A 23,198-nucleotide genomic window follows, 5' to 3' on the forward strand; every position below is an offset into this window, starting at 1 on the left:
CGTAAACGCCCCGCTCTTCGGAGTCGTCTGGCCAAAGGCATGCCAGGGCGGTTCATCAATACACCAGAGGACGGGGCCGCGAGGTTCCGCAGAGAAATGCCCAAACTGAAGACCAAATCGGGCGTGAAAAAGCGCTTCAAACTTACCGCGTCCGGCAAGCTGAAGGCCGGCGTCGCTGGCAAGCGTCACCGCCTGATCAGCCACAGCGCGAAGTACATCCGTCAGAACCGCGGCACCAAGGTGATGAGTGAAGCTGACACCAAGATCGTCAAGCTTTGGCTCCCCTACGGCCTTTAAGGAGAACTGACACATGGCTCGCGTGAAACGGGGCGTTGTCGCCCACGCCAAGCACAAGAAGGTTCTCGAGCAAGCCAAGGGCTTCTACGGGCGCCGCAAGAACACCATCCGCGCCGCCAAGGCGGCCGTGGACAAGGCCGGCCAGTACGCCTACCGCGACCGCAAGGTCCGCAAGCGCAACTTCCGTTCGCTGTGGATCCAGCGCATCAACGCTGCGGCTCGCCTGGAAGGCTTCACCTACTCGCAGTTTGTCTTCGGCCTGGACAAGGCCGGGATCGAAATCGACCGCAAGGTCCTCTCGGACATCGCGGGTAACGATCCCACCGGGTTCAAGGCCATCGCCGACAAGGTTCGCGCCGCGCTGGCTTGAGGCCGTTTGAGTCGACAGACTCACTGAGCATTCGAGAAGCCCTTCGGCGTGAACCGCCGGAGGGCTTTTTGCTGTCTCCGCTTCCCGCGCTCCATCCGATCCCTTAGACGAGCCCGTCATGACCGCCCAACTCGAAGCTGACATCCTCGCCGCCGTCGACGGCGCGGGCGACGCCGCCGCCCTTGAGGCCGTGCGCGTCTCCGCCCTCGGCAAGTCCGGCTCCATTTCCGACCTGCTCAAGTCGCTGGGGGGCATGAGCCCCGACGAGCGGCGCGAGCGCGGTCCGCAGATCAACGGCCTGCGCGACCGGGTCCAGACCGCCATCGCCGCGCGCAAGCAGGTGCTGGAGGCCGCCGAGCTCGACGCCAAGCTGGCGGCCGAGAAGGTCGACCTGACCCTGCCCGCGCCGCCGCGCCGAACGGGCAGCGTCCACCCGACCATGCAGGTCATGGACGAGATGATCGCGGTGTTCGCCGAGATGGGCTTCTCGGTCGCCGAAGGCCCGGACATCGAGACCGACTTCAACAACTTCACGGCGCTGAACTTCCCGCCCAAGCATCCGGCGCGGGAGATGCACGACACCTTCTTCCTGCCGGAAGACGCCAATGGCGAGCGCAAGGTGCTGCGCACCCACACCAGCCCGGTGCAGGTGCGGGTGATGCACGCGGTCAACGAGAAGCTGCCGTCCTGGATCGCCAACGGCCAGGAGCCGCCGATCCGGGTGATCGTGCCGGGCCGCACGTTCCGCAAGGACTCAGACCAGACCCACACGCCGATGTTCCACCAGATCGAAGGCCTGGTGATCGACAAGGCCATCCACATGGGCCACCTGAAGTGGACGCTGGAGACCTTCCTGTCGCGCTACTTCGAGACCCCGGACGTGGTCACCCGCTTCCGCCCGCACCACTTCCCGTTCACCGAGCCGAGCGCCGAGATGGACGTGCAGTGCGACCGCTCCGGCGGCGAGGTGAAGATCGGCCAGGGCACTGACTGGCTGGAAATCCTCGGCTGCGGGATGGTGCACCCCAACGTGCTGCGCAACTGCGGCCTGGATCCTGACGTCTGGCAGGGCTTTGCGTTCGGCTGCGGCGTCGACCGGCTGGGGGTGCTGAAGTACGGCATGCCCGACTTGCGCGACATGTTCGCCAGCGACGTGCGGTGGCTGGAGCACTACGGCTTTAGCCCCTACGCGGCGCCCAACCAGGCTTCGGGCCTGAGCTGATGTCCGCCGCGCGCGACGCATTGGAGCACTTCGCCTTCGGCGACAGTCCGGCGACGGCCGACGAGCTTCTCGCCCTGGTGCTCCAGGGCAAGAAGACCGCGACCTGCTGGGCCGCCTCGCAGGGGTTGAAGGGCAGCGCTCCGAACGCGCGCTACGTGGTGCTCGACAGTGCGGGCGCGCCCCGCGCTGTCATCGAGTCCACCGAACTGGTCCAACGGCGCTTCGATGAGGTTCCGGCCGACTTCGCCGCCGAAGAAGGCGAAGGCGATCTCAGCCGCGCCCATTGGGCCGCCGTCCACGAAGACTGTTTCACCCGCGAAGGCACATTCGCGCCCGACATGGCGCTCTGGTGCGAACGCTTCCGCCTGGTCGAGATCATCGGCGAAGGAGCCGATCAATGAAATTCACGCTCTCCTGGTTGAAAGACCACCTCGAAACCGAAGCCACCACCCAGCAGGTGGTCGACGCCATGACCATGGCCGGGCTGGAGGTCGAACACGTCGACGACCCGGCCGCCAAGCTGGCCGCGTTCTCGGTCGCCAAGATCGTCGAGGCCGTCCAGCACCCGAACGCCGACCGCCTGCGCGTCTGCCAGGTGGACACCCGCGACGGCCGCAAGGAGATCGTCTGCGGCGCGCCGAACGCGCGGGCCGGGATCACCGTCGTTTACGCCCCGATCGGCGCCTATGTGCCGGGCCTGGGCGTCACCCTGGTCGAGAAGCCGGTGCGCGGCGTCGTCTCGCACGGCATGCTGTGCTCGGCGTCCGAGTTGGAGACCGCCTCGGAATCGGACGGCATCATGGAGCTGCCCGACAGCCTGGCGGTCGGCACGCCGGTCGCCCAGGCGCTCGGCCTGGAAGCGGTCATCGACTTCGAAGTGACCCCCAACCGCCCCGACTGGCTGGGCGTGGTCGGCATCGCCCGCGACCTGGCCGCCGCGGGCCTGGGCAAGCTGAAGGACGTCAGCGTCGCGCCGGTCGCCGGCACGTTCGCCAATCCGATCGATATCCGCCTGGACGGTTCGGACGGCTGCCGCCAGTTCACCGGCCGGCTGATCCGCGGCGTCAAGAACGGCCCCTCGCCGGCCTGGCTGCAGCAGAAGCTGACCTCGATCGGCCTGCGCCCGATCAACGCCCTGGTCGACGTCACCAACCTGATCTCCTACGACCGCGCCCGGCCGCTGCACGTCTATGACGTCAGCAAGCTTTCGGGCGGCTTCATCGAAGCCCGCGCCGGCAAGGACGGCGAGAGCGTCGAGGCGCTGGACGGCAAGACCTATGCGGTCACGCCCGAGATCACCGTCATCGCCGACGGTTCGGGCGCGATCGGCCTGGGCGGGGTGATGGGCGGCCTGTCGACCGGCTGCTCGGACGAAACCACCGACGTCTTCGTTGAGAGCGCCTGGTTCGACCCGATCCGCATCGCCCAGACCGGCCGCACGACGGGGATCACCTCGGACGCGCAATACCGCTTCGCCCGCACGGTCGACCCGGCCAGCCAGGTCCCCGGCCTGGAGCTGGCCACCAAGCTGATCGTCGAGCTCTGCGGCGGCGAGCCGTCGGAAACGACCGTGGTCGGCGAGGCCCCGGCCGCGCCCGACGCCGTCGTCTTCGACCGGGCCTATGTGAAGCAGCTGTCGGGCCTGGACCTGTCCGTCGCCCGGATCGACGAGATCCTGACCGACCTGGGCTTCGCCCTGGACGGCGACAAGGTGCAACCGCCGAGCTGGCGCCGCGACGTGGAGGGCAAGGCCGACCTGGTCGAGGAAGTGGCCCGCATCGAGGGCTATGACGCCCTGCCCGCCTCGCCCCTGCCCGAGATGGCGCGGCCGGCCGGCGGCGTGCTGACCGCCCGCCAGGCGCGCGTGCGCAGCGGCCGCCGGGCGATGGCCGCCAAGGGCTATGCCGAGACCATCACCTGGAGCTTCACCAAGCGCGAGACCGCGGCCCTGTTCGGCGGCGGCCAGCCGGAGCTGGTGATCACCAACCCGATCGCCTCGGACCTCGACTGCATGCGCCCGTCGATCCTGCCGAACCTGATCGAGGCGGCCGGCCGCAATGCGCGCCGCGGCTTCCCGGACGTCGCCCTGTTCGAAATCGGCCCGCTCTATCGCGGCGACCAGCCGGCCGACCAGCTGACCGCGATCAGCGCCATCGTCGCCCCGCACGCGCCGCGGCGCTGGGACGGCGGGGCGGCCGACGCCCTGTTCGAACTGAAGGCCGATGTGCTGTCGCTGCTGGAAGACCTGGGCGCGCCGACGGGATCGCTGCAGACCGTCCAGGGTGGGCTGTCCGACTGGTGGCATCCGGGCCGTTCGGCCGCGCTGCGGCTGGGCAAGAACGCGCTGGTCGAGTTCGGCGAGATCCATCCGCGCATCCTCAAGGCGCTGGACGTCGAAGGCCCGGTTCTCGGCTTCGAGCTGATCCTCGACAACGTGCCCGAGCCGAAGAAGAAGTCGACCAAGACCAAGCCGGCGCTGGAGCTGTCGGCGCTGATGCCGCTGTCGCGCGACTTCGCCTTCGTGGTCGACGAAGCGGTAGCCGCCGGCGACCTGATCAAGGCCGTGGCCGGCGCCGACAAGGCGCTGATCACGCAGGCGCGGGTGTTCGACGTCTATCGCGGCCAAGGCGTGGCCGAGGGTTCGAAGTCGGTGGCGGTGGAGATCCTGCTGCAGCCGCGCGAGAAGACCCTGACCGACGCCGAGATCGAAGCGCTGTCGGCCAAGGTGGTCGCCGCTGCTGAAAAGGCCGTGAGCGCCAAGCTCCGCGCTTGACCTGAAAGTCCGCGGCGGGGTCTCTCCTTGGAGCCAAGGAGAGACCTCGACCGCATGACCGACGCGCCACGCATCAAGAAGCCCAAGCCCGCCGCCGAACGCTGGCTGGAGACCGGGCTGTTCCACTCGCGCTGGCTGATGGCGCCGTTCTATATCGGTCTGGTCGCAGCGCTGATGGCGCTGCTCGTGGTGTTCTTCAACGAGGCCGTCCACGAGCTGTCGCACCTGTTCGTCATGAAGCCGAACCAGGCGATCATGATGGTGCTGTCGCTGATCGACCTGTCGCTAGCCGGCAACCTGCTGCTGATCGTGATCTTCTCGGGCTACGAGAACTTCGTCTCCAAGATCGACACCGACGACGACGAGGACCGCCCCAGCTGGATGGGGACGGTCGACTTCTCCGGCCTGAAAATGAAGCTGATCGCCTCGATCGTGGCGATCTCGGCCATCGCGCTGCTGAAGGCCTTCATGGAGCTGTCGGAAGGCAAGGAGCTGTCCGACCGCAGCCTGATGTGGCTGGTGATCATCCATGTGACCTTTGTGATCTCGGGCGTGCTGCTGGCGCTGATGGACTGGCTGGCGGCCAAGGTCGACAAGCACTGAGCCGCGCTCAGGCGCGGGCCAGCTCGTCGAGGATGATGTCGCGGCAAAGGTCAGGGGCCTGGCCGAGCACGTCGTGGCCGCAGCCCTCGGCGATCTGCAGCCGCAGGTCTGGATAGGCGGCGACGAGCGCGTGGTCGGCCTCGTCCATCAACGACGGGGCCATGGCCAGGTCGCGCGGCGGGGTCAGGGGCACGTCGCCGCAAACCACCATGGCCGGGGCCTTCAGACGATCCAGCAGGCCGCCGTAGCTGCGGTTCTGCGCGATCGCCCCGTCGCGCCAGCCGAGCGCCTCGAACAGGAATTCGGGAACCGGCAGCTCGCCTTGCGCGGCCCGCCGTTCCAGCACGACCTCAAGCGGCCAGCGACCGGCGGTGGCGAAGAACGGATCGAAGGCGACTGCCGCGTATCCGCGTGCATTGAGCGCCAGCGCCAGCAGGCCGCCGAGGCCAAGTCCGGCCACCAGAACGCGGCGACCGGGTACGACCGTGCGCAGGCACTGGTCGTAGCTGGAGACCAGGTCGTCCCAGCCCTGAGCCGAGAGCGGCGGCGCCGTCCCGTGCCCGGGCAGGGTGGCCAGCATCACCTCGGCCTCAGGCTCCAGGCGGGCGAACCAGGGGGCCATGGCGCCGGGCGTGCTGAGCACGTCATGGATCAGCAGCACCACCGACTTGTGGCGATCGCGCAGCTCAGGCCGGGCGGCGAAGACCAGCAGGTCCCCGCCCGGCGTCTTGCATTGAACCCACTTGGTGTCGCTGACCGGCCGCATCGCGCCGCCCCCTTAAGCCTTAGAACGGCAGGGTGCGCCGAGTCCGGCTGAATCCAAGATAGCCAACATTGGCGCCGAGGCGGACGCCGACGCCGGTGCGGATCGGGGCCAGGATGATGTCGTCCGAGCGCAGGTAGTTCACGCCGAGGCCGGCGACCAGATAGGCCGAGCCCTCGACCCCCGGGAAGCGCTGGAAGATCACTTCCGGGTACTGGAGATTGTAGCAGAGGGTGAAGACCCGGCTGGCGTTGCCGCCGAAGTCCCAGCCCACCGACGGGCCCTGCCAGAACACTTCGATCGGCTGGCGGTTCTTCATGTAGAGCAGGCCGCGGCCGTAGCGCGCGCCGCCCACGAAGGCGCCCGAGGCTTCCTCGCCGGCGATGTAGGCGGTCGGGCGGCCATTGTCCTGGAAGGCGCGTTCGACGGCGCCGCCGGCGGCCTCGGCCGTCACGCCCAGGAAGTCCGAGACGTTGTTGACCAGTTCCTCACGGCTGTAGGTCTCGGCCTGGCCGGTGGGGTAGCTCGGATTGGCGGTGGCGCTCGGGCTCGGCGGCGGCAGCCCGTCAGCCCCAGCAGGGCCGCCCGGCTGGGCGGTCGCGCAGCCCGCGGTTCCAAGCGTGGCCAGTCCCGAAACGATCAGCGTGCGGCGGTCCATGAAATTCCCTTGAAGCTTGAACGAGCCTCACATCCCCAGAGGGCATGAATGCGGCGCTCAGGCTTAACGGGCGATTAACCATGCGACGCCGCAGTCTCCGGCCGAAACTGACCGGAGCCGTCATGCCGATTGTCATCGCCGAGTACGTGGCGCGTTGGACCGCCTCACCCTTCGCCGATGTCGCCGATCCGCCCTGGCGGGCCATCCAGGACGCCGAGGCGCTTGTGTCGAACGCCATGGCGAAACTCTCCGCCGACTACGAGGTCGCCAACGGCGTCGCGATCCACCGCACAGCGACCGTAGAAGCCGGCGCGGTCGTCAAAGGCCCGGCGATCATCGGTCCGCGCTGCTTCGTCGCCGCCAGCGCCTATCTGCGCGGCGGGGTGTTCATGGACGAAGACTGCATCATCGGCCCCGGCGCGGAGCTGAAGACCAGCTTCATGTTCAAGGGCTCGAAGCTGGCGCATCTGAACTTCGTCGGGGACAGCATCCTCGGCGCGGCGGTCAATCTGGAGGCCGGGAGCATCGTCGCCAACTATCGCAACGAACTGGACGACAAGGTCATTCGCATTCGCTTCGGCCGCGACGTAATCGACACCGGCGTGGAAAAATTCGGAGCCTTGATGGGCGATGGAACCCGCGTCGGCGCGAACGCCGTGGTCGCTCCAGGCGCGATCTTCGCGCCGAATGCACGCGTGACCCGGCTGTCTCTGGTCGACCAGCATCCGCTAGCTTCGCCTGCCTTAGATTGACGGCACGCTCGCAGGCGGCTCCGAATGTGCTAGAGGCAGGCCACCATGACGACGCCTCTGTCCCGCATCCGCAACTTTTCCATCGTGGCCCACATCGACCACGGGAAGTCGACCCTGTCCGACCGGCTCATTCAGGAGACCGGCGCGCTGACCAAGCGCGAGATGACCGAGCAGGTCCTGGACAACATGGAGATCGAGCGCGAGCGCGGGATCACCATCAAGGCCCAGACCGTGCGCCTGGAGTACAAGGCCCAGGACGGCGAGACCTATGTCCTCAACCTGATGGACACCCCCGGCCACGTCGACTTCGCCTATGAGGTCAGCCGTTCGCTGGCGGCGTGCGAGGGTTCGATCCTGGTCGTCGACTCCTCGCAAGGCGTCGAGGCCCAGACCCTGGCCAACGTCTACCAGGCGATCGACAACAACCACGAAATCGTGCCGGTCCTGAACAAGATCGACCTGCCGGCCTCGGAGCCCGACCGGGTGCGCCAGCAGATCGAGGACGTCATCGGCATCGACGCCTCGGACGCGGTGCTGTGCTCAGCCAAGACCGGCGAAGGCATCGCCGAGGTGCTGGAAGCCGTCGTCGCCCGCCTGCCGGCGCCGCAGGGCGACCGCGACGCGCCGCTGAAGGCGCTGCTGGTCGACGCCTGGTACGACCCCTACCTGGGCGTCGTGGTGCTGGTGCGCGTCATCGACGGCGTGCTGAAGGCCGGCATGAAGGTGCGGATGATGAACGCCGGCGCCACCCACCAGGTGGACAAGATCGGCGTGTTCCGGCCCAAGCAGACCGAGGTCGCCGAGCTCGGCCCCGGCGAGATCGGCTACATCACCGCCCAGATCAAGCAGGTGGCCGACGCCGCCGTCGGCGACACCATCACCGAGGAAAAGCGCCAGACCGAGCACTCGCTGGCCGGCTTCCGGGTCGCCCAGTCAGTGGTGTTCTGCGGCCTGTTCCCGGTCGACGCCGCCGACTTCGAGGACCTGCGCGCCGCCATCGGCCGGCTGCGCCTGAACGACGCCAGCTTCACCTACGAGATGGAGACCAGTGCGGCGCTCGGCTTCGGCTTCCGCTGCGGGTTCCTGGGGCTGCTGCACCTGGAGATCATCCAGGAGCGGCTGAGCCGCGAGTTCGACCTGGACCTGATCGCGACCGCGCCGAGCGTGGTCTACAAGATCCACATGACCGACGGCAGCGAGATCGAGCTGCACAATCCGGCCGACATGCCCGATCCGGTGAAGATCGATTCGATCAGCGAGCCGTGGATCAAGGCGACGATCCTGACCCCGGACGAATACCTGGGCTCGGTCATCAAGCTCTGCCAGGACCGCCGCGGCGAGCAGCGTGAGCTGAGCTACGTCGGGTCGCGCGCCCTGGTCGTCTACGACCTGCCGCTGAACGAGGTGGTGTTCGACTTCTACGACCGGCTGAAGAGCGTCTCGAAGGGCTATGCGTCCTTCGACTACGTCATCGAGGGCTACCGCGTCGGCGACCTGGTGAAGATGTCGATCCTGGTCAACTCCGAGCCGGTCGACGCCCTGTCGATGCTGGTCCACCGCGACCGGGCCGAGACCCGCGGCCGCGGCATGGTCGAGAAGATGAAGGACCTGATCAGCCCGCACCAGTTCCAGATCCCGCTGCAGGCGGCGATCGGCGGCCGGATCGTGGCCCGCGAGACCATCCGCGCGCTGCGCAAGGACGTCACCGCCAAGTGCTATGGCGGCGACATGAGCCGCAAGCGCAAGCTGCTGGACAAGCAGAAGGCCGGCAAGAAGCGGATGCGCCAGTTCGGCAAGGTGGAGATCCCGCAGGAAGCCTTCATCGCCGCCCTGAAGATGGACGCCGACTAGGGCTGGGGGGAACCAGCTTCCAAAGCGCCAGCACGTAGACGAACACCGCGGCGTAGGTCGCGGTGAACACCCACATGGGCAGCGGCCAATAGATCAGGCCGTTGACGACCCGCATGATCAGCGGCTGCTCGGTCGCTGCGCCCGACATGTCGTCCTGCCAGATCGTCAGGAAGCAGGCGCGGCCGGCCAGGGCCTGCAAAGCCACGACGGCCAGCGAGGCCAGGTGCAGGGCCCGCCACCAGCGCACGCGCACGAACGACCAACCGCGCCAGGCCCCGAGCGGGATGGCGACCAGTCCGAACAGGTTGAAGGCGATGACCGCCAGATGGGCGGCCAGCACCAGTGCGGCGAGGTGGTCGCGGTCCATGCCTTGAGCCTAGCGCCGATCGCGGCCGTTGATCAGAGGCCCGGCGCAGGCCTAAAAATCGCCAGGAAGCTTGGCCAAGAGGCGGCCTCGCCATTCGGGGGAATTTTCCATGCGCAAGATCATCGTCCTGGCCGCCGTCACCGCCGCCTTGATGACTTCGGCCTGCAACACCGTCGCCGGCCTCGGCCGTGACGCCCAAGCCGCCGGCGCGGCCGTCACCGGCGCCGCCAACGACATCAAGCGCTAACGCGCGCCTCAGGCGTCCTCCTCGCGGGACGCCTCCTCAGCGATGCGGGCCTTGTCCTCCGGCGGCACCACCGCCGGATCGGCGCCGCGCGAGACGTCCTCGGCCGGGGTCGCGGGCCCGACATGGCCGTGCGTTGGCTTCTCGGCAGGCGTGTGGGGCTGGTCGCTCATCGGGCGCTCCCTTGCTCCTGGGGTGAGACCGAAGATCGGTCGTCCGCCTGCAGACTTAAAGCCGGCGGCGCGGCGATGTTCCGCGTCCTGCGGCCGCGGCGCCCCTTTCATTGACGTCCGTCAAGGCGCATATCCGAGCGCGACGTCACCCAGGTAGCGTGTCCATGTTCGTGCAATCGATGCTTCGCGGCCTGAAAGGCCGCTGCCCCGCCTGCGGTGAAGGTAAACTGTTCAGCCGCTATCTGAAGGTGCAGCCGACCTGCTCGCACTGCGAGCTGAACCTGGCCAAGTACCCGGCCGACGACGGCCCGGCCTATTTCACGATCCTGATCGTCGGCCACCTGGTGGTCGCGCCGCTGCTGATCTTCCCGGTGATCTGGGAGGCCTCGCCCGCCATCGTACTGCCGGCGACGTTGATTCCGCTGGCCATCGTCACCCTGCTGCTGCTGCACGTGACCAAGGGCTGGTTCATCGGCCTGCTCTATGCGCTGGGCGTGAAGCAGGGCGACGGCGCCATCCACACCGCCGACGTCGCCGACCGCTAGCGCGCGGCTAGCCGATCTGGGGCGAGGCGCCCTACCATCGCCGCCGCCTGACACTCGGAACGAACTTTCGTGAAACTGATCGACGCCCTTTCGAGCGCTGACCTCGTCGCGCTCGCCGTCTTCGCCGTCGTCTGGCTGGCCTATGAGCCGCTGCTGAAGACGCTGGCCCGCGGCAAGGGGCTGATCAACACCGACATGACCGTCGTGCGCGCCGCCTGGATGCGGACCATGGCCGGCCGCGAAAACAAGTTCATGGACGGCCAGCTGCTGGGCCACACCCTGAACTCGGCCTCGTTCTTCGCCTCCTCGAACCTGATCCTGATCGCCGGCGCGGCCGGGGTGCTGTTCGGCGGCGAGGGCGCGTTCCGCAGCGCCTCGAGCCTGATGGTGCTGAAGACCTCGTCGCGGATGCTGTTCGAAGCGCAGATCGCCCTGGTGCTGCTGGCGCTGGCCCGCGGACTGCTCGATTTCATCTGGGCGATCCGGCAGATGAACTACTGCCTGGCGGTGATCGGGGCGACGCCGACCACCGAGGACAAGGCTTTCCAGCGCACCTATGGCGAGGCGGCCGCGCGGCTGCTGAACCCGGCGCTGTCGTCGTTCAATCGCGGGGTGCGCGGCTATTATTTCGCATTGGCCGCCGCGGCCTGGCTGTTTGGTCCGTTCGCCTTCCTGGCGGTGACGGTCTCGGCGGTCGCGCTGCTGTTCATGCGCCAGCGCCATTCGCCCTCCGCGCGGGCGGTGAGCGAGATCCGCCAGCTGCTCGCGAACCGCGAGGACTAGAGTCCGAGCTCGGCCCGCGCCTTGCGGGTCAACTTGGCGGCGATCAACTCGTGGGCGGTGGCGATCCAGCCCTCGGCGTCCTGCGCTTCGACCTCCTCGAAGTCGACGCTGACCCAGCCGCCCTTGGCCAGGTACGGCGCCTGGCGGCCGGGGCCGCCCTCGTCGGTCAGCACCATGAAGCCGATCTCGCTGACCTTGAACGACAAGCCGCCGCCCAGCCCGCAGATCGCGAACACCTTGCCGCCGACCTTGTAGACGTCCGAGCCGCCCCACTGGACGATCTTGGTCGTCGCCGGCAGGCCTAGGGCGATCGCCTCCACCTCCTCGCGGGTCATGCCAGGCCGATCTCGGCGCGCGCCTTGCGGGTGAGCTTGGCGGCGACCAAGGCGTGCGAGGTCGCCAGCCAACCCTCCACCTCGGCGGGGTCGAGCGCGGCCAGATCGTCGAACATCACCCACTTGGCGCGGGCCATGTAGGGCGCGGGCCGCGCGCGGCCCTGCTCGGTCAGCGCCTCGAAGGCGATGTCGGTGACCTTGAACGAGCAGTTGGTGTAGCCGCCATCCGTGCCGGCGAACATCTTGCCGCCGACCTTGTAGATGCAGTCATCGCCCCACTGGACGTCCATGGTCGCCCCGGGGAGCCGGCGCGCGGCGGCGTCGAACTCCTCGCGCGTCACGCGCTGACGCCGACGCCAATCGGGCAGGTGACGCCGGTGCCGCCGATGCCGCAGTAGCCGGCCGGGTTCTTGGCCAGGTACTGCTGATGATAGTCCTCGGCGAAGTAGAACTCCGGCGCCTCGGCGATCTCGGTGGTCACCGCGCCATAGCCCTTGTCGGACAGCGCCTGCTGGTAGGCCTGCAGCGAAGCCACGGCGGCGGAGCCTTGCGCGTCGTTGTGGACATAGATGCCCGAACGGTACTGGGTGCCGATGTCATTGCCCTGGCGCATGCCCTGGGTCGGGTCGTGGTTCTCCCAGAACACCTTCAGCAGGTCCTCGTAGGTGACCACGCGCGGGTCGAAGATCACGCGGACGGCCTCGGTATGGCCGGTGCGGCCGCTGCAGACCTCTTCGTAGGTCGGGTTCGGCGTGATCCCGTTGACGTAGCCAACGGCCGTCACCCAGACGCCCGGGACCTGCCAGAACTTGCGCTCCACGCCCCAGAAGCAACCCATGGCGAAGTCGGCGATCTCCAGCCCGTCCGGATAGGGGCCCTTCAGCGGCCGGCCGTTGACGAAGTGGCTCTCGGCGGTCGGCAGCGGGTTCGACCGGCCCGGCAGGGCGGTGTCGATGGTGGGGAGCTCAAGGGTTTTCTTGGCGAAGATCATGGCGCGCCCGATCAGGAGTGAACTTGGACCGGAACATAAGATCGCCCGCGGCCGATTGCACGCCCGCAGCGCCCAGGCGCCGACGCTGACATAACGCCGGTTTCGTGAAATACTCAGCCCAGCCTTCATGGAGGGCGCGATGAGCAAGTTTCGACAGGTGCTGTTGGCCGGGATCGTGATGAGCTTCACGAGCGCCGGAGTTTCGCTGGCCTCTGGCGGCAGTGGAGGCGCCGGCGACATGCCGTCGGCCTCGGCCCCCGCCTACGATCCCGCCGCCGAGTACATGAAGGGCGTCGCCGCCCTGAACGCCCAGAACTACAAGGACGCTGAGCGGGCGCTGAAGAACGTCGTCAGCGCGGTCCCGAAGAACGCCGAGGCCTGGCGGCTGCTGGGCATGGCCGACGCCGGCCAGAGCGACCACAAGGGCGCGCGCAAAGCCTACGAGCGGGCGGTCAAGCTCGAGCCGGACAACATCCAGGGCCATCAGGGCCTGGGCGTGGCCCTGGGCGCGCTGAAGGATCCCAAGGCGCAGGAACAGCTCGACTGGCTGAAGGCCCGCGAGGCGAGCTGTGGCGGCTGCGCCGACGCCGCGGCGCTGAAGTCGGCGACCGCCGCGGTCGAGAGCGCGATGGCCGGGGCGTCTCCGGCGGCGGCGCTGGCGCGGCCTGCGCTGCTCGCGGGCGGCGGCGACCGGGCCTATCTGCAGGCGGTCGGGCTGATCAACGAGCATCGCTATGACGAGGCGCTGGCCTCGCTCGGCCAGGCCCGCGAGGCGCTGGGGCCGCATCCCGACGTGCTGACTTACCAGGGCTACGTCTGGCGCAAAAAGGGCGATTGGGTCCGCGCCGAAGGCTACTATCGTCAGGCGCTGGCGATCGCGCCGAACCACAAGGGCGCGACCGAGTACTACGGCGAGCTGAAGGTCGAACGCGGCGACATGGCCGGGGCCCGGACGCTGCTCGCCAAACTCGACCGCACCTGCGCCTATGGCTGCGCCGAGGCCGAGGAACTGCGGCGTTGGATCGACGTCGGCGGCGATCCGGCGCGCTAGCCCTCGCGGCCTGTCTGGGCGTGGGGGCGGCGGCGCTGGCCGAAGGACCGCTGCCGTTGCGCGCCGTCGGCTGGACCAACCCCAAGGCCGATGTGGCGGCCGTCCTGACCACCGAACCCACCGAATGCTATGCGCCGACGGACGCCCTGCGCGCGCCGGCCGAGATCGGCCGGGCGGCGTTTCGCACGCCGGTGCTGCTGGGCGGACAGGCGGCGCGCGCCGGCCTGTCGTGCGAGAGCTGCCACCGCGGCGGGCGCGGCAATCCCGAGTTCCTGTTCCCCGGCGTCTCCGGCGCGCCCGGCACCGCCGACGTCACTTCGTCGCTGTTCTCGTCGCATCGCGGCAACGGGCGCGACGATCCGGTCCCGATCCCCGACCTCTCGGGCGAGCGCGCACGGCTGAAGGTGGCGCCGCAGTCGCTGGAAGCGTTCATCCACGGACTGGTGGTCGAGGAGTTCGACGGCCGCGAGCCCGCGCCGGCGGTGCTGACCGGCCTGGCGGACTATGTGCGCAGCCTGCAGCCGCAGGCGTGCCCGCCGTCCGCGACGAGGCCGGTCAGCGTCAGCGGACTGCTCGACGACGTTGATCGGGCGACGGCCGCGGCCGTCAGCGCCCCCGACGAGGCCACGCGGCTGTTGATGATCGCCGGCGCGCGCGCCCGGCTCGGCCTGATCGACGAGCGCTTCGCCGGCCCCGCATTCGCCGCCGAGCGTCATGCCCTGCGGGCCGCCGACGCCGAGCTGGCGGCGATCGCCGGGGCGGTTCGCAGCCGGCGTCCGGAGGCGCGGCAGCGCCTCGCCGCCTGGCGCGAACGCCTGTCGCCGCTGGGTCTACAGCTCGGCCGGCGCGAGGGACAATCGCTGTTCGATCCGAAAACCCTTCGCACTGCGGTGGAAGGCCGCTTGCCCGAAGGGGCGTCATGAGTATATTGCGCGCCTTCCGCGAGGGGCCGCACGCCTCTCAAGGCCTGTGGTGAGGTGGCGGAGTGGTCGATCGCGCACGCTTGGAAAGCGTGTATAGGTGAAAGCCTATCGAGGGTTCGAATCCCTCTCTCACCGCCAAAACCCCACACACAATCATTGCGTTGGGTCACGCTGGACAGCGGCGGCCAGGATCAATCCGTCGGCGCTCTCTCGTGAACTGTCGACAGCAGGGCAGCTGCGCCGATGCCGGTCCCCTTCTGCGACGGCGGGAAGTCGTCGAGACTTTTGACGAAGGCTTGGATCGGTGCGGCCAGGATCGGCATGATCCAGGACTTCTCCTTCATCCAGAGGAAATGACCGCCGGTTTCGGGACTGCGCTCGTAGGGGTCGGCCTTGATGTCGATGATCATCCCGCCGGTGAGTTTGCGCGCGGCCTCGAGCCAGGCGTCCTTGATCGCCAGGTGCAGCTTCCAGCCGTCGACCCGCAGAGCGGTGAGCTCGGTCTCGGCGAAGAAGAAGAACTCGCGGCGGCGGGACTTGCCGCCTGGTTGGGTCAGCATGTCGAGCTGATCGTAGCCGTCGAGGTGGAGCTTGTACTCCCTCCCGCCGACCCGCTTGCCCTTCAGCAGCTCCTCCTTGACGCCGCGCTGGCCGGCGACGGCCAGCAGGGTCGGCAGCCAGTCCTCGCTGGTCATGAACTCGCCGGTCCAGCTGCCCGGCGCGATATGGCCCGGCCAGCGGGCCAGCATCGGCACCCGGAAGCCGCCGTCCCAGGTCGTGCCCTTCTCGCCGCGGAACGAGGCCGTGCCGGCCATCGGCCAGTGGGCCAGGTTCACGCCGTTGTCGGAGGTGAGCAGGACGATGGTGTTGTCGGTCAGCCCCTCGGCGTCGAGCGCGTCGAGCAGCCGGCCGACCAGGGCGTCGAGCTGCAGGACCGCGTCGAAGTAAGGAGTATGTCCGCTCTTGCCGAGCCAGTGCTTGGAGACATGGATCTGCTGGTGCATCCGCGAAGGGCAGTACCAGAGGAAGAACGGCGTATCGGCCGCCTTCTGCCGGCGGACGTAATCGATGGCGTCGCCCGTGAACTCGTCGTCGATCGTGCCCATGTGCTCGCTGGTCAGCGGGCCGAGGTCCTCGATCTTCTGCTTGCCGACCCGCCCCCAGCGCGGGTGTTCGGTGGGGTCGTCGACGTCCGAGGCCCAGCTTTGGATCATGTTGCGCGGCCGGCCGGCGAAGGTTTCGTCCTTGGGGAAGTCCGGCTGCTCGGGCATCTCCATCATGTTCAGGTGGTAGAGGAAGCCCTTGAACTCGTCGAAGCCGTGGACGGTGGGCAGGAACTCGTTGCGGTCGCCCAGGTGGCTCTTGCCGATCAAGGCCGTCGCATAGCCGAGATCCTTGAGCAGGGCCGCAATGGTGATGTCGCCGGCCTGGTGCCCGACCTTGCTGCCCGGCTGGCCGACCGAGGTCAGGCCGGTGCGAATGGGGTACTGGCCGGTGATGAAGGCCGCGCGGCCCGCCGTGCAACTAGGCTGAGCGTAGTAGTCCGAGACCGTGATCCCCTCCTGGGCCAGCCGGTCCATGTTCGGCGTATGAACCGCGCCGAGGCCGCGATGATAGGCCGAGAGATCCATCGGGCACATGTCGTCGATCATGATGGCGACGATGTTCGGACGCTGCGTGTCAGGCATCTGCGGGTCCCTTCTGGGCGGTCGTTCGCTTGGCTGGACGCCCAGCTTTGTCTGCCAAGGCTCGCCTGTCTGTCAGGCGAAACCCGGGGCCGAGCCGCGTAACGCTTAGGGAGCCTCAGGCGATCGCTGCGGCCGCGCCGACGCGCTTGCGCCAAAAGACGTAGGGGATCGTCAGGACCATATTAACCAGGAGGAACAGCAGGACCGCCGCGGCGATCAGGTGTTCGTCGGGAAAATTGAGGTGCGAGATGGCCAGGGCGACCCCGGGGTGGCGCGAGCAGGCCGCCGTCGCCAACACCGTGCGATCGCTCGGATCTGGCCCTCCAATGAGATGGCCGGCGGCCATGCCGATCACGACGAACAGCGCCATGGCGACCAGGGTCCCGTCATGCACGAGGCTCGCGATCACTCGCCATTGGCTGGCGAGAACCAGCACGGCCGCCGTCAGGAGCAACAGCCAGCCGAGGGTCGAGAACAGCCGCCCCAGGCGGGGGGCCAGGCCCGGCGCGAACTTGGCCACGACGACGCCTGCGATCAGCGGCGCCAGCACGGTCATCGCGACGACCTTTGCAACCGCGCCGATCGGAACGCCCAGCGGCAAGCCGAACACGCGCTGATTGATCTCCAACGCCAGCGGGATCCACACCACGGAGATCAATGCGACAGCGACCAGCAGGCCGATCGAATAGGCCTCGTCGCCATGCGCCTTGGCCTGCTTGCGCGGCAGCAACGGAGGAACCGGCGCCAGCGACAGGGCGATCAGCACGATCGCCACCGGCCTGGGCAGGGAGAACACCTGAACGAGCGCGTAGGCGAGCAGCGGCATGAGCACGCACATGACGAGCAGCGAGCGCGCCAGTTCGCGGGGACGCCTGAACAGGTAGATCAACTCGGCCGGGCGAGCGGCGAGGCCGAGGGAAAAAACGATCGCAAGGATGCTGATCTTGAGCGCGATCGGCACCAGTTCGGCGAGTGTCATCGGGCGCGTCCTGTCGAACCTCGGACTGCATTCCCGACACGAGGCGGCCTCTGCGGCCATCGGCTGTGACCCTGAGCCGGCTCAGGGTTTTGGCCGGGGCCGCGGCGCAGAGCTTCACCTTGGCGGCGCGGGCCTACTTGATCCGTTCGTAGCGATAGGGGTCGGCCTCGCCGGGCTTGAACTGGCCGACTAGATCGTACTGGCCGTCGCCGTCGACATCGAGCAGCGCCTCGTCGAAGTTTCCGTCGCGGCCGAGGTCGGTGATCTCGGCGTCGATCTTGCCGTCGCCGTCGTGGTCGAACAGGTAGGTGTGCGGCTCGCTCTTCTTGGCCGGCTCGATCAGCACGAAGTCGCCCTCGCCGTCGCAATTGACGTCGATCAGGACGCCGACGCCCTTCGGATTGCTGACGGACCACTCCTTGAGGGCGGTGGCCTCGCAGTCGCCGCTCGCCGAGGTCGCGCGCTGGCCAGCCGAGCGGGTCGCGCGGCGGTCCTCCTTCAGGGTCAGGAAGCTGCGCACGTCGTCGGCCGAGACCGCGAAGTTCAGCCCCTCGCCGTCGCTCTTGAAGCTGTTGATGCCGATGATCTCGAGATTGTCGTCCAGCAGCGGGCCGCCGGAATTGCCTGGATTGATCGGCGTCTGGGTCTGCACGACCGTCGCCTTGTGATCGAGCCCCATCTCGGTGCGCCAGGCGTAGTCCTTGCGCACCTGGCTGACGATGCCGCGGGTATAGGTCCAGGCCTGGCCGGTCGGATGGCCGATGGCGTGGACGTCGGAGCCGACCTGCACCGCGCCAGAGGCGGCCAGCGGCAAGGGCTTGGCGCCGGCGGGAACCTCCGTGACCTGCAGCAAGGCGAGGTCGGCGACCTCGTCGCGGCGGATCACCTTGGCGCGGCGGACGTCGGTCTTGCCGAAGGAAGCCCCCTCGGCCGCGGGCTTGAACACCACCCCGACCTCCTTGGCGTCGCCGACGACGTGCAGGTTGGTGATGATCTTGCCATCGGCGCTGATCAGCGCGCCGGAGCCGAAGGCGTCGCCGGCCAGCACCAGCACCACCGAGGGCGAGGCGGCCTGATAGACATGGGCGTCCTTGGCCCCGCGGGTGACCTGCCGGGTCTCGGACGCCGCGCCGTCGAGCGCCGCCGCGTAGCGCGCGGCGCTCGCGCCAGGCAGCGAGGGGGCGGCGCCGACCGCGCGCTTGGCGCTCACGGCGTCGGAACCGGGAACCGGCATCGCGCCGCCGGCGCGGCCTACCGCCGATTGCGCGAACACGTATGATGGTGAAGCTAGGAGCACCACCGCCGCATAGATCTGGAGCCGCCGCATGGCGCCTTTTCCCCTGATGACTTCGCCCTGGCGGAGCCTAGCGGCGTGCGGCGTGCTCGCAAGCGCCATATTGCTCAGCTCGCAACCGGCGGTGGCGGCCGAGCCCTCGCCGTGGGGGCTCTACTTCCAGGGCAAGGGCCAGACGGCGCGCCGGATGCTGGAGCAACAGTTGACCGGCAAGGACCTGGATCCGGCGGCTCGCCGCGCCGCGACGGCGACGCTGCTGGAGATCTGCATCCACAGCCGGGCCAGCGATTGCATTCTGGCGCAGGTTCCGAAGTACATCGCCCTGGCCGCGCCGACGGCGCCCAATGAACTGATCCGGCGCGAGGACGTCCGGCGCACCGGCTACTTCCTGGACTACGGCAAGTTCACCTACGGCTCGCCGCCGGTGACCGCGAAGATCCTCGAGGGCGAACTCTGGCGACAGGAGAACTCGGCCAACCCCAGCCTCTATCTGCGCCGTCAGATCCTGGCCTCGAGCATTCAGTTCGCGCAGGAGGACTACGCCGGCGCAGGCGCGACCGTGGACAAGACCTTGTCGCTGATCGCGTCGCTGAAGAACCCGCAGGACGACTCGTTCCTGGTCGCCTGGGCGCTGGCGGACGCGATCGACAGCCTGCGGGTGCTCGGCCAGAGCGACCGGGCCTATGGCGTCTACCTCGCCAGCGGCGGGTTCATCGCCGCCTCGCTGCCGCCGCTGAGCGTCGATGCGCTGATGTACCGGCTGATCGAAGCCGAGCTGCTGCTGGAGCAGGGGCAGTTCGCGGCCGCCCTGCCGGGGCTGGACCTCGCCGTCGCCACCGCCAACGCCATCGAACTGGACGACGACAGCCGCGCCTACGTGACCGCCCAGGCCCTGACCCGCAAGGCGGTGGCGTGCACCGGCCTGCTGAAGCCGGACTGCGCGCGGCAAGCGATCGAGGCGCATCCGTACGGCAAGCTCTATCAACGGGCAGGCCGGACGCCGGCGGACTTCGAGGAGACCGCCTATCTGGCGGCACGGGCGCTTGTCGCGGCGATCGAACAGCGTCCCGACCCGGTGGCCGCCAAGGCCCTGGCGCAGGCCGCGCCCTACGAAGCCGGCGCCGGCGCCAACGCCGAGCCGGCCGCCATCTACCGCACCGCCGGGCGCGCCCTGGCGCTGCCGCCGGGCCCCGAGCGGCAGGCGGGGCTGGCGCAGAGCGGCCGCCTGATCGCGGCCGCGGCGAAGCAGGCTCCGGCCCTGGGCGTCGGCGCCTCGCGGCGTCCGGCTGCGATCGAGCAGATCCTGATCTCCTTCGCGCTCAGTCAGGCCGACCAGGGCGGGGCCGAGGCGGATGAGACGAACTTCACGCTGGTCCAGCTGGCCGCGCGGATCCAGGCGACGGTCGACGCCGACGCCCTGGTCGCGCTGTCACAGGCCAAGGACGCGTTGCAGCGACGTTCGATCCATCAGGGGCTTCGGCTGCGAGCGCGGCGGGACGCCTATGAACGGGGCGAACTGTCCCAATTGGCGGCGCGCGCCGGCGCGCCGGCGACCCAGGCCCTGCTCGCCCACGACATCGCCACCCGCGGGGTGCTGCGCGACTTCGCCGTCCGCCTGGACGAGATCGATCGGTCGCTGGCGCCGGCGACCGGCTCGAACCTGGTCGAGCTGAAGCGCTTCCAGGCTGCGCTGCGCCCCGGAGAAGCGGCGCTGAGCGTCGCCATGGTCCCAGGCGGCATGGCCTATATGTGCGTGCGCCAGGACAGCGTGACGCGGCTGGTCGCGCCGGCCGACTTGCGGCAGGCGACGCTGGACATCAAGATCCTGCAGGCCGCGCTGACCGCCGGACACGCGCCATCGGACGCGCTAGACGCCCAGTTCCCGATGGCCGCCGCAGTGCGGATGCACAAGCTGCTGCTCGCCCCGTTCGGAAAGTGCGTGAAGGAGGGCGACCATCTGCTGTGGCTCGCCAACCCCTCGGTCACGCCGCTGCCGCTGTCGATCCTGCTGCCCCAGGCGCCGCCGAGGCTGGGCGAAGGCTACGACCTGGCGCAGGCGGACTGGCTCGTGCGGCGCCATGCGGTCAGCTATGCCGGATCGCCGGGCGCGATCCTGGCGTCGCGTTCAGGCGCGCTGGCGCCGGCCTCGGACTTCGACTTCCTGGGCGTCGGCGACCCTGTGCTGAGCGGGGCGACCGCGGCGGGCGAGGATCGCGGCCAGATGCTGCTGCGGGGCGCGGGCGGCGCGGGCCTCGCGGCCCTCGCGCCGCTGCCGGAGACGAAGGACGAGCTGGAGCGCTCGGCCAAGGGTTTCGCGACGAGCAAGCTGCTGGTCCAGAACGCGGCCACCGAGCGCGGGGTGCGCGGGCAACTGCTGGGCTCCTATCGCTACCTGTCGTTCGCAACCCACGGCCTGATCCGCGACGAGATCGAGGGGTTGAGCGAGCCGGCCCTGGCGCTGACGCCGGTGTCGTCAGCCGATCCGCTGGACGACGGACTGCTGACCGCCTCGGAAATCGCCGACCTGAACCTGGGTGCGCGGTTCGTGGCGCTGTCGGCCTGCAACACCGCCAACTACGACGTCGCGCAGATGGCCGGCGAGTTGCCGGCCCTGGCCTCGGCCTTCGCGGTGGCGGGCGTGCCCTCGACGCTGGGATCGCTGTGGGCGGTGGACTCCGAGACGACGAAGGAGGTCGTGGCGACCACCTTCGCCACCCTGCGTACCGAGCATGGTGAGAGCCCGGCCCTGGCGCTGGCCCAGGCGCAGCGGACGTTCCTGGCCGCGCCGCCGTCGCGGGCCTATCTGCATCCGCGCTTCTGGGCGCCGCTGATCGTCCTGGGCGACGGCGCACGCCCACCGCAGAGCGCGTCGTCCAGCGCTGGCGCGATCACCGTGGAGGCCGAGTCCGCGCCCGGCGAGGTCACCGCCTTGAAGAGGTCCGGCGATCTCGTGGTGACGAGGTTCGCAGGCAGCGGCGCCCGGCCCGTCTCAGGCGTGGCGATGAGCGGCCAATGGCGCCGCGCAACAGACATGTCTGCGCCGACCCGATTGCTGGTCGAGCAGCAGTCGAGCGTCATCGTCGGCGGCGGACAGCGCGGCGCCGACGGCCGCACGGTCCCGGTGCTGGAGACCTTGGACAAGGCCAGCGGCGCGGTGCGGGCGACCTGGCGCGGCGAGGCGGCCCCGGGCATGGATTCGCTGGCCGCGGTCGGCGTCGCGCTCGGGCCGCGCCAGGCCCTGGTGGCGATCGCCGATAGCGCGGCGCGCGAGCGGGCCGGCGGCCGAGAGGTCGCCGACCGTCTGCGGGTGGTGCTGGTGGAGGGGGCGCAAGCTCCGCGGCTGCTGTTCACGGCCACGCCGCCGCAAGCCGTCGCGATCGAGGATGCGACTCTAAGCTTGCTGGGGGACCGCCTCCTGGTCACCTACACCGTACGTCATCCCGCCCCGCCCCGTCGGCCGCTGGCCGAAGACGACTACGAGCTGGCGCCGTGCATGGGCGTCCCGATCACCTGGGCCGAGCTGCGCGACCGGCGCACCGGGGCGCTGATCAGCTCCCAGCAGTTGACGGGTTGGACCGCACCGACCGCAATGGCCCAGGGCGGGCGCGTGCTGCTGGGCGGCGGCTCCATTACGACCTGCGAGGGCGAGCTGAAGGCCGGCGTGATCGCGCTGGACGACGGACTGCAGTCGCAGCTGATCTATCGCGACGACAGTCTGGGCTGGTCGGAGGTGCGGGCGATGGGCGCGCGCGCCGACGGCGGGGCGCTGATCGCCGCGGCGAAGGTCGCTCAGGTCGACCTTCGGCTCGGGCTTGGCGGCCTGGCCGATCCCTATGCGCCGAGCGCGATGCGGCGCCATATCGGGGCCCTGCTGCTGAACCTTCGCGCCGACGGAAGCGTCTCGGCGCCGAAGCTGCTGGATTCCGGCTCCAACATCTATCTGTCAGGCGTGGACGCCAGCCGGCCCGGCGAGGCGCTGCTGGGCGGCTCGCTGGGCGGCCAGGCGGTCGTCTTCAAGCTGACCGCCGACCGGCCCTGATCCGTCAGGACGCTTTGGCCTTCTTGGCCTTGGCGGGCGGCGGGGCCGAGGTCACCAGACTGGAGATCTGGCATTTGGAGCCGTCGACCAGCACCTGGCCGAAACGGTCGAGGGTGTGGGTCCCGCGGGTGATGAAGCCGACCTTCATCGAATGGTCGAGGCCGATGCACGGGCCGAACAGTTCGGCGCGATACCACTCGCCGCGCTGGCCCTCGATCCACAGGGCGTTGTCGCCGTCGGCCTGGAAGTTGCGGATGCCGGTGCTGTTCGCGAACGGAATGCGGGCGTCGACGCCCAGCGGCCGCTCGGCCGGCGCAGGAGCCGGGGCGGGGTTCGCGGCGGCGAGCGTCGCGGGCAGCAGCATCGCGCCGCCGGCCAGCGCGGCGATCAGGGTCTTCATGTCATGTCCCTTTCGAAGGACGCCCCAGCCCGTGACTGGACGCTAGAAGCAGCGCGTTGAACTCGCGTTGAGAACGCCGTTCATCGGGCGTTCATCG

25 protein-coding genes and 1 tRNA gene are annotated in these 23,198 nt (G+C 69.1%); 15 read left to right on the forward strand and 11 right to left on the reverse strand.

The window, feature by feature from the left end:
* Positions 1 to 96: 96 nt before the first annotated feature.
* From rpmI to C0481_RS14705, 6 genes are all read left to right on the forward strand, one after another.
* Entirely contained in the window at positions 97 to 297 is a 201-nt protein-coding gene (gene rpmI, locus C0481_RS14680) for a 50S ribosomal protein L35 (protein WP_293405330.1), read from the forward strand.
* 13 nt (positions 298 to 310) lie between these two features.
* Complete coding sequence (rplT, locus tag C0481_RS14685; protein WP_293405077.1) at positions 311 to 667, forward strand: 50S ribosomal protein L20; 357 nt, start codon at positions 311 to 313, stop codon at positions 665 to 667.
* A gap of 118 nt (positions 668 to 785) precedes the next feature.
* Positions 786 to 1,889, forward strand: coding sequence for a phenylalanine--tRNA ligase subunit alpha (pheS, locus tag C0481_RS14690; RefSeq protein WP_293405079.1), 1,104 nt, complete (start codon positions 786 to 788; stop codon positions 1,887 to 1,889).
* Positions 1,889 to 2,290, forward strand: a complete 402-nt coding sequence (locus C0481_RS14695) for an ASCH domain-containing protein (protein ID WP_293405081.1) — start codon at positions 1,889 to 1,891, stop codon at positions 2,288 to 2,290. Before pheS ends, C0481_RS14695 begins: the two co-directional genes overlap by 1 nt.
* Positions 2,287 to 4,662, forward strand: a complete 2,376-nt coding sequence (pheT, locus tag C0481_RS14700; RefSeq protein WP_293405083.1) for a phenylalanine--tRNA ligase subunit beta — start codon at positions 2,287 to 2,289, stop codon at positions 4,660 to 4,662. Before C0481_RS14695 ends, pheT begins: the two co-directional genes overlap by 4 nt.
* Positions 4,663 to 4,716: 54 nt before the next feature.
* Positions 4,717 to 5,265: a TIGR00645 family protein gene (locus tag C0481_RS14705; protein ID WP_293405086.1), complete on the forward strand. Its 549-nt coding sequence runs from the start codon at positions 4,717 to 4,719 to the stop codon at positions 5,263 to 5,265.
* A gap of 7 nt (positions 5,266 to 5,272) precedes the next feature.
* On the opposite strand, the gene C0481_RS14710 is transcribed toward C0481_RS14705, so the two are convergent.
* Together C0481_RS14710 and C0481_RS14715 are read right to left on the reverse strand one after the other, a co-directional pair.
* Positions 5,273 to 6,031: an alpha/beta fold hydrolase gene (locus tag C0481_RS14710; protein WP_293405088.1), complete on the reverse strand. Its 759-nt coding sequence runs from the start codon at positions 6,029 to 6,031 to the stop codon at positions 5,273 to 5,275.
* A gap of 19 nt (positions 6,032 to 6,050) precedes the next feature.
* Positions 6,051 to 6,686, reverse strand: a complete 636-nt coding sequence (locus C0481_RS14715; protein WP_293405090.1) for a DUF1134 domain-containing protein — start codon at positions 6,684 to 6,686, stop codon at positions 6,051 to 6,053.
* Positions 6,687 to 6,808: 122 nt separating this feature from the next.
* On the opposite strand from C0481_RS14715, the gene C0481_RS14720 reads away from it, so the two are divergent.
* Together C0481_RS14720 and lepA are read left to right on the forward strand one after the other, a co-directional pair.
* Entirely contained in the window at positions 6,809 to 7,438 is a 630-nt protein-coding gene (locus tag C0481_RS14720) for a hypothetical protein (protein WP_293405092.1), read from the forward strand.
* Positions 7,439 to 7,483: 45 nt separating this feature from the next.
* Positions 7,484 to 9,289: a translation elongation factor 4 gene (lepA, locus tag C0481_RS14725; protein WP_293405094.1), complete on the forward strand. Its 1,806-nt coding sequence runs from the start codon at positions 7,484 to 7,486 to the stop codon at positions 9,287 to 9,289.
* Here lepA and C0481_RS14730 read toward each other — a convergent pair.
* Positions 9,258 to 9,656 carry a DUF2784 domain-containing protein gene (locus C0481_RS14730; protein WP_293405096.1) on the reverse strand — a complete coding sequence of 133 codons (399 nt, stop codon included), beginning with the start codon at positions 9,654 to 9,656 and terminating at the stop codon, positions 9,258 to 9,260. The two genes, lepA and C0481_RS14730, sit on opposite strands and share 32 nt — an antisense overlap.
* Before the next feature lie 109 nt (positions 9,657 to 9,765).
* Here C0481_RS14730 and C0481_RS14735 point away from each other — a divergent pair, with 109 nt between their 5' ends.
* Positions 9,766 to 9,903 (forward strand): entericidin EcnA/B family protein, encoded by a 138-nt coding sequence (locus C0481_RS14735; RefSeq protein ID WP_293405098.1) that lies wholly within the window; start codon positions 9,766 to 9,768, stop codon positions 9,901 to 9,903.
* A gap of 8 nt (positions 9,904 to 9,911) precedes the next feature.
* On the opposite strand, the gene C0481_RS14740 is transcribed toward C0481_RS14735, so the two are convergent.
* The gene (locus C0481_RS14740; RefSeq protein WP_293405100.1) at positions 9,912 to 10,073 is read right to left on the reverse strand and encodes a hypothetical protein; all 162 of its coding nucleotides are present in this window, start codon (positions 10,071 to 10,073) and stop codon (positions 9,912 to 9,914) included.
* Positions 10,074 to 10,237: 164 nt separating this feature from the next.
* Between C0481_RS14740 and C0481_RS14745 the strand changes: the two genes are divergently transcribed.
* Both C0481_RS14745 and C0481_RS14750 read left to right on the forward strand, forming a co-directional pair.
* Positions 10,238 to 10,618 carry a DUF983 domain-containing protein gene (locus tag C0481_RS14745; protein WP_293405102.1) on the forward strand — a complete coding sequence of 127 codons (381 nt, stop codon included), beginning with the start codon at positions 10,238 to 10,240 and terminating at the stop codon, positions 10,616 to 10,618.
* Between the two features lie 69 nt (positions 10,619 to 10,687).
* The gene (locus tag C0481_RS14750; protein ID WP_363223633.1) at positions 10,688 to 11,401 is read left to right on the forward strand and encodes a DUF599 family protein; all 714 of its coding nucleotides are present in this window, start codon (positions 10,688 to 10,690) and stop codon (positions 11,399 to 11,401) included.
* On the opposite strand, the gene C0481_RS14755 is transcribed toward C0481_RS14750, so the two are convergent.
* From C0481_RS14755 to msrA, 3 genes are read right to left on the reverse strand one after another with little or no spacing between them, the layout of a single operon-like run.
* The gene (locus tag C0481_RS14755) at positions 11,398 to 11,736 is read right to left on the reverse strand and encodes an MmcQ/YjbR family DNA-binding protein (RefSeq protein WP_293405104.1); all 339 of its coding nucleotides are present in this window, start codon (positions 11,734 to 11,736) and stop codon (positions 11,398 to 11,400) included. The two genes, C0481_RS14750 and C0481_RS14755, sit on opposite strands and share 4 nt — an antisense overlap.
* On the reverse strand, positions 11,733 to 12,077 hold the full coding sequence (locus tag C0481_RS14760) for an MmcQ/YjbR family DNA-binding protein (protein ID WP_293405106.1): 345 nt from the start codon (positions 12,075 to 12,077) through the stop codon (positions 11,733 to 11,735). Before C0481_RS14760 ends, C0481_RS14755 begins: the two co-directional genes overlap by 4 nt.
* The gene (gene msrA / locus C0481_RS14765) at positions 12,074 to 12,727 is read right to left on the reverse strand and encodes a peptide-methionine (S)-S-oxide reductase MsrA (RefSeq protein ID WP_293405108.1); all 654 of its coding nucleotides are present in this window, start codon (positions 12,725 to 12,727) and stop codon (positions 12,074 to 12,076) included. Before msrA ends, C0481_RS14760 begins: the two co-directional genes overlap by 4 nt.
* 139 nt (positions 12,728 to 12,866) lie before the next feature.
* Between msrA and C0481_RS14770 the strand changes: the two genes are divergently transcribed.
* From C0481_RS14770 to C0481_RS14780, 3 genes are all read left to right on the forward strand, one after another.
* Entirely contained in the window at positions 12,867 to 13,778 is a 912-nt protein-coding gene (locus C0481_RS14770; protein ID WP_293405110.1) for a tetratricopeptide repeat protein, read from the forward strand.
* Positions 13,745 to 14,701: a hypothetical protein gene (locus tag C0481_RS14775; protein WP_293405112.1), complete on the forward strand. Its 957-nt coding sequence runs from the start codon at positions 13,745 to 13,747 to the stop codon at positions 14,699 to 14,701. The genes C0481_RS14770 and C0481_RS14775 overlap by 34 nt, the downstream gene beginning before the upstream one ends.
* A 48-nt stretch (positions 14,702 to 14,749) precedes the next feature.
* Positions 14,750 to 14,839, forward strand: a tRNA-Ser gene (locus tag C0481_RS14780).
* Between the two features lie 53 nt (positions 14,840 to 14,892).
* On the opposite strand, the gene C0481_RS14785 is transcribed toward C0481_RS14780, so the two are convergent.
* The 3 genes from C0481_RS14785 to C0481_RS14795 all read right to left on the reverse strand — a co-directional run bounded on the left by C0481_RS14785 (position 14,893) and on the right by C0481_RS14795 (position 18,695).
* Complete coding sequence (locus C0481_RS14785) at positions 14,893 to 16,389, reverse strand: arylsulfatase (RefSeq protein ID WP_293405114.1); 1,497 nt, start codon at positions 16,387 to 16,389, stop codon at positions 14,893 to 14,895.
* Between the two features lie 115 nt (positions 16,390 to 16,504).
* Positions 16,505 to 17,368, reverse strand: coding sequence for a hypothetical protein (locus C0481_RS14790; protein WP_293405116.1), 864 nt, complete (start codon positions 17,366 to 17,368; stop codon positions 16,505 to 16,507).
* 133 nt (positions 17,369 to 17,501) lie between these two features.
* The gene (locus tag C0481_RS14795; RefSeq protein ID WP_293405119.1) at positions 17,502 to 18,695 is read right to left on the reverse strand and encodes a trypsin-like peptidase domain-containing protein; all 1,194 of its coding nucleotides are present in this window, start codon (positions 18,693 to 18,695) and stop codon (positions 17,502 to 17,504) included.
* Here C0481_RS14795 and C0481_RS14800 point away from each other — a divergent pair.
* Positions 18,694 to 22,701, forward strand: a complete 4,008-nt coding sequence (locus C0481_RS14800) for a CHAT domain-containing protein (RefSeq protein ID WP_293405121.1) — start codon at positions 18,694 to 18,696, stop codon at positions 22,699 to 22,701. The two genes, C0481_RS14795 and C0481_RS14800, sit on opposite strands and share 2 nt — an antisense overlap.
* A 4-nt stretch (positions 22,702 to 22,705) precedes the next feature.
* Here C0481_RS14800 and C0481_RS14805 read toward each other — a convergent pair whose 3' ends face one another.
* Complete coding sequence (locus tag C0481_RS14805) at positions 22,706 to 23,101, reverse strand: DUF6491 family protein (RefSeq protein ID WP_293405123.1); 396 nt, start codon at positions 23,099 to 23,101, stop codon at positions 22,706 to 22,708.
* Positions 23,102 to 23,198 lie beyond the last annotated feature (97 nt).

Origin of the sequence: Phenylobacterium sp. (assembly GCF_013822795.1) — a bacterium.
Classification (GTDB): Bacteria; Pseudomonadota; Alphaproteobacteria; order Caulobacterales; family Caulobacteraceae; genus Phenylobacterium.

What these genes read in the sequence shown, in the direction of transcription:
- rpmI (WP_293405330.1), top strand. Translation starts at nt 97, where the DNA reads ATGCCCAAACTGAAGACCAAATCGGGCGTGAAAAAGCGCTTCAAACTT.
- rplT (WP_293405077.1), top strand. Translation starts at nt 311, where the DNA reads ATGGCTCGCGTGAAACGGGGCGTTGTCGCCCACGCCAAGCACAAGAAG.
- pheS (WP_293405079.1), top strand. Translation starts at nt 786, where the DNA reads ATGACCGCCCAACTCGAAGCTGACATCCTCGCCGCCGTCGACGGCGCG.
- C0481_RS14695 (WP_293405081.1), top strand. Translation starts at nt 1,889, where the DNA reads ATGTCCGCCGCGCGCGACGCATTGGAGCACTTCGCCTTCGGCGACAGT.
- pheT (WP_293405083.1), top strand. Translation starts at nt 2,287, where the DNA reads ATGAAATTCACGCTCTCCTGGTTGAAAGACCACCTCGAAACCGAAGCC.
- C0481_RS14705 (WP_293405086.1), top strand. Translation starts at nt 4,717, where the DNA reads ATGACCGACGCGCCACGCATCAAGAAGCCCAAGCCCGCCGCCGAACGC.
- C0481_RS14710 (WP_293405088.1), bottom strand. Translation starts at nt 6,031, where the DNA reads ATGCGGCCGGTCAGCGACACCAAGTGGGTTCAATGCAAGACGCCGGGC.
- C0481_RS14715 (WP_293405090.1), bottom strand. Translation starts at nt 6,686, where the DNA reads ATGGACCGCCGCACGCTGATCGTTTCGGGACTGGCCACGCTTGGAACC.
- C0481_RS14720 (WP_293405092.1), top strand. Translation starts at nt 6,809, where the DNA reads ATGCCGATTGTCATCGCCGAGTACGTGGCGCGTTGGACCGCCTCACCC.
- lepA (WP_293405094.1), top strand. Translation starts at nt 7,484, where the DNA reads ATGACGACGCCTCTGTCCCGCATCCGCAACTTTTCCATCGTGGCCCAC.
- C0481_RS14730 (WP_293405096.1), bottom strand. Translation starts at nt 9,656, where the DNA reads ATGGACCGCGACCACCTCGCCGCACTGGTGCTGGCCGCCCATCTGGCG.
- C0481_RS14735 (WP_293405098.1), top strand. Translation starts at nt 9,766, where the DNA reads ATGCGCAAGATCATCGTCCTGGCCGCCGTCACCGCCGCCTTGATGACT.
- C0481_RS14740 (WP_293405100.1), bottom strand. Translation starts at nt 10,073, where the DNA reads ATGAGCGACCAGCCCCACACGCCTGCCGAGAAGCCAACGCACGGCCAT.
- C0481_RS14745 (WP_293405102.1), top strand. Translation starts at nt 10,238, where the DNA reads ATGTTCGTGCAATCGATGCTTCGCGGCCTGAAAGGCCGCTGCCCCGCC.
- C0481_RS14755 (WP_293405104.1), bottom strand. Translation starts at nt 11,736, where the DNA reads ATGACCCGCGAGGAGGTGGAGGCGATCGCCCTAGGCCTGCCGGCGACG.
- msrA (WP_293405108.1), bottom strand. Translation starts at nt 12,727, where the DNA reads ATGATCTTCGCCAAGAAAACCCTTGAGCTCCCCACCATCGACACCGCC.
- C0481_RS14770 (WP_293405110.1), top strand. Translation starts at nt 12,867, where the DNA reads ATGAGCAAGTTTCGACAGGTGCTGTTGGCCGGGATCGTGATGAGCTTC.
- C0481_RS14785 (WP_293405114.1), bottom strand. Translation starts at nt 16,389, where the DNA reads ATGCCTGACACGCAGCGTCCGAACATCGTCGCCATCATGATCGACGAC.
- C0481_RS14790 (WP_293405116.1), bottom strand. Translation starts at nt 17,368, where the DNA reads ATGACACTCGCCGAACTGGTGCCGATCGCGCTCAAGATCAGCATCCTT.
- C0481_RS14800 (WP_293405121.1), top strand. Translation starts at nt 18,694, where the DNA reads ATGGCGCCTTTTCCCCTGATGACTTCGCCCTGGCGGAGCCTAGCGGCG.
- C0481_RS14795 (WP_293405119.1), bottom strand. Translation starts at nt 18,695, where the DNA reads ATGCGGCGGCTCCAGATCTATGCGGCGGTGGTGCTCCTAGCTTCACCA.
- C0481_RS14805 (WP_293405123.1), bottom strand. Translation starts at nt 23,101, where the DNA reads ATGAAGACCCTGATCGCCGCGCTGGCCGGCGGCGCGATGCTGCTGCCC.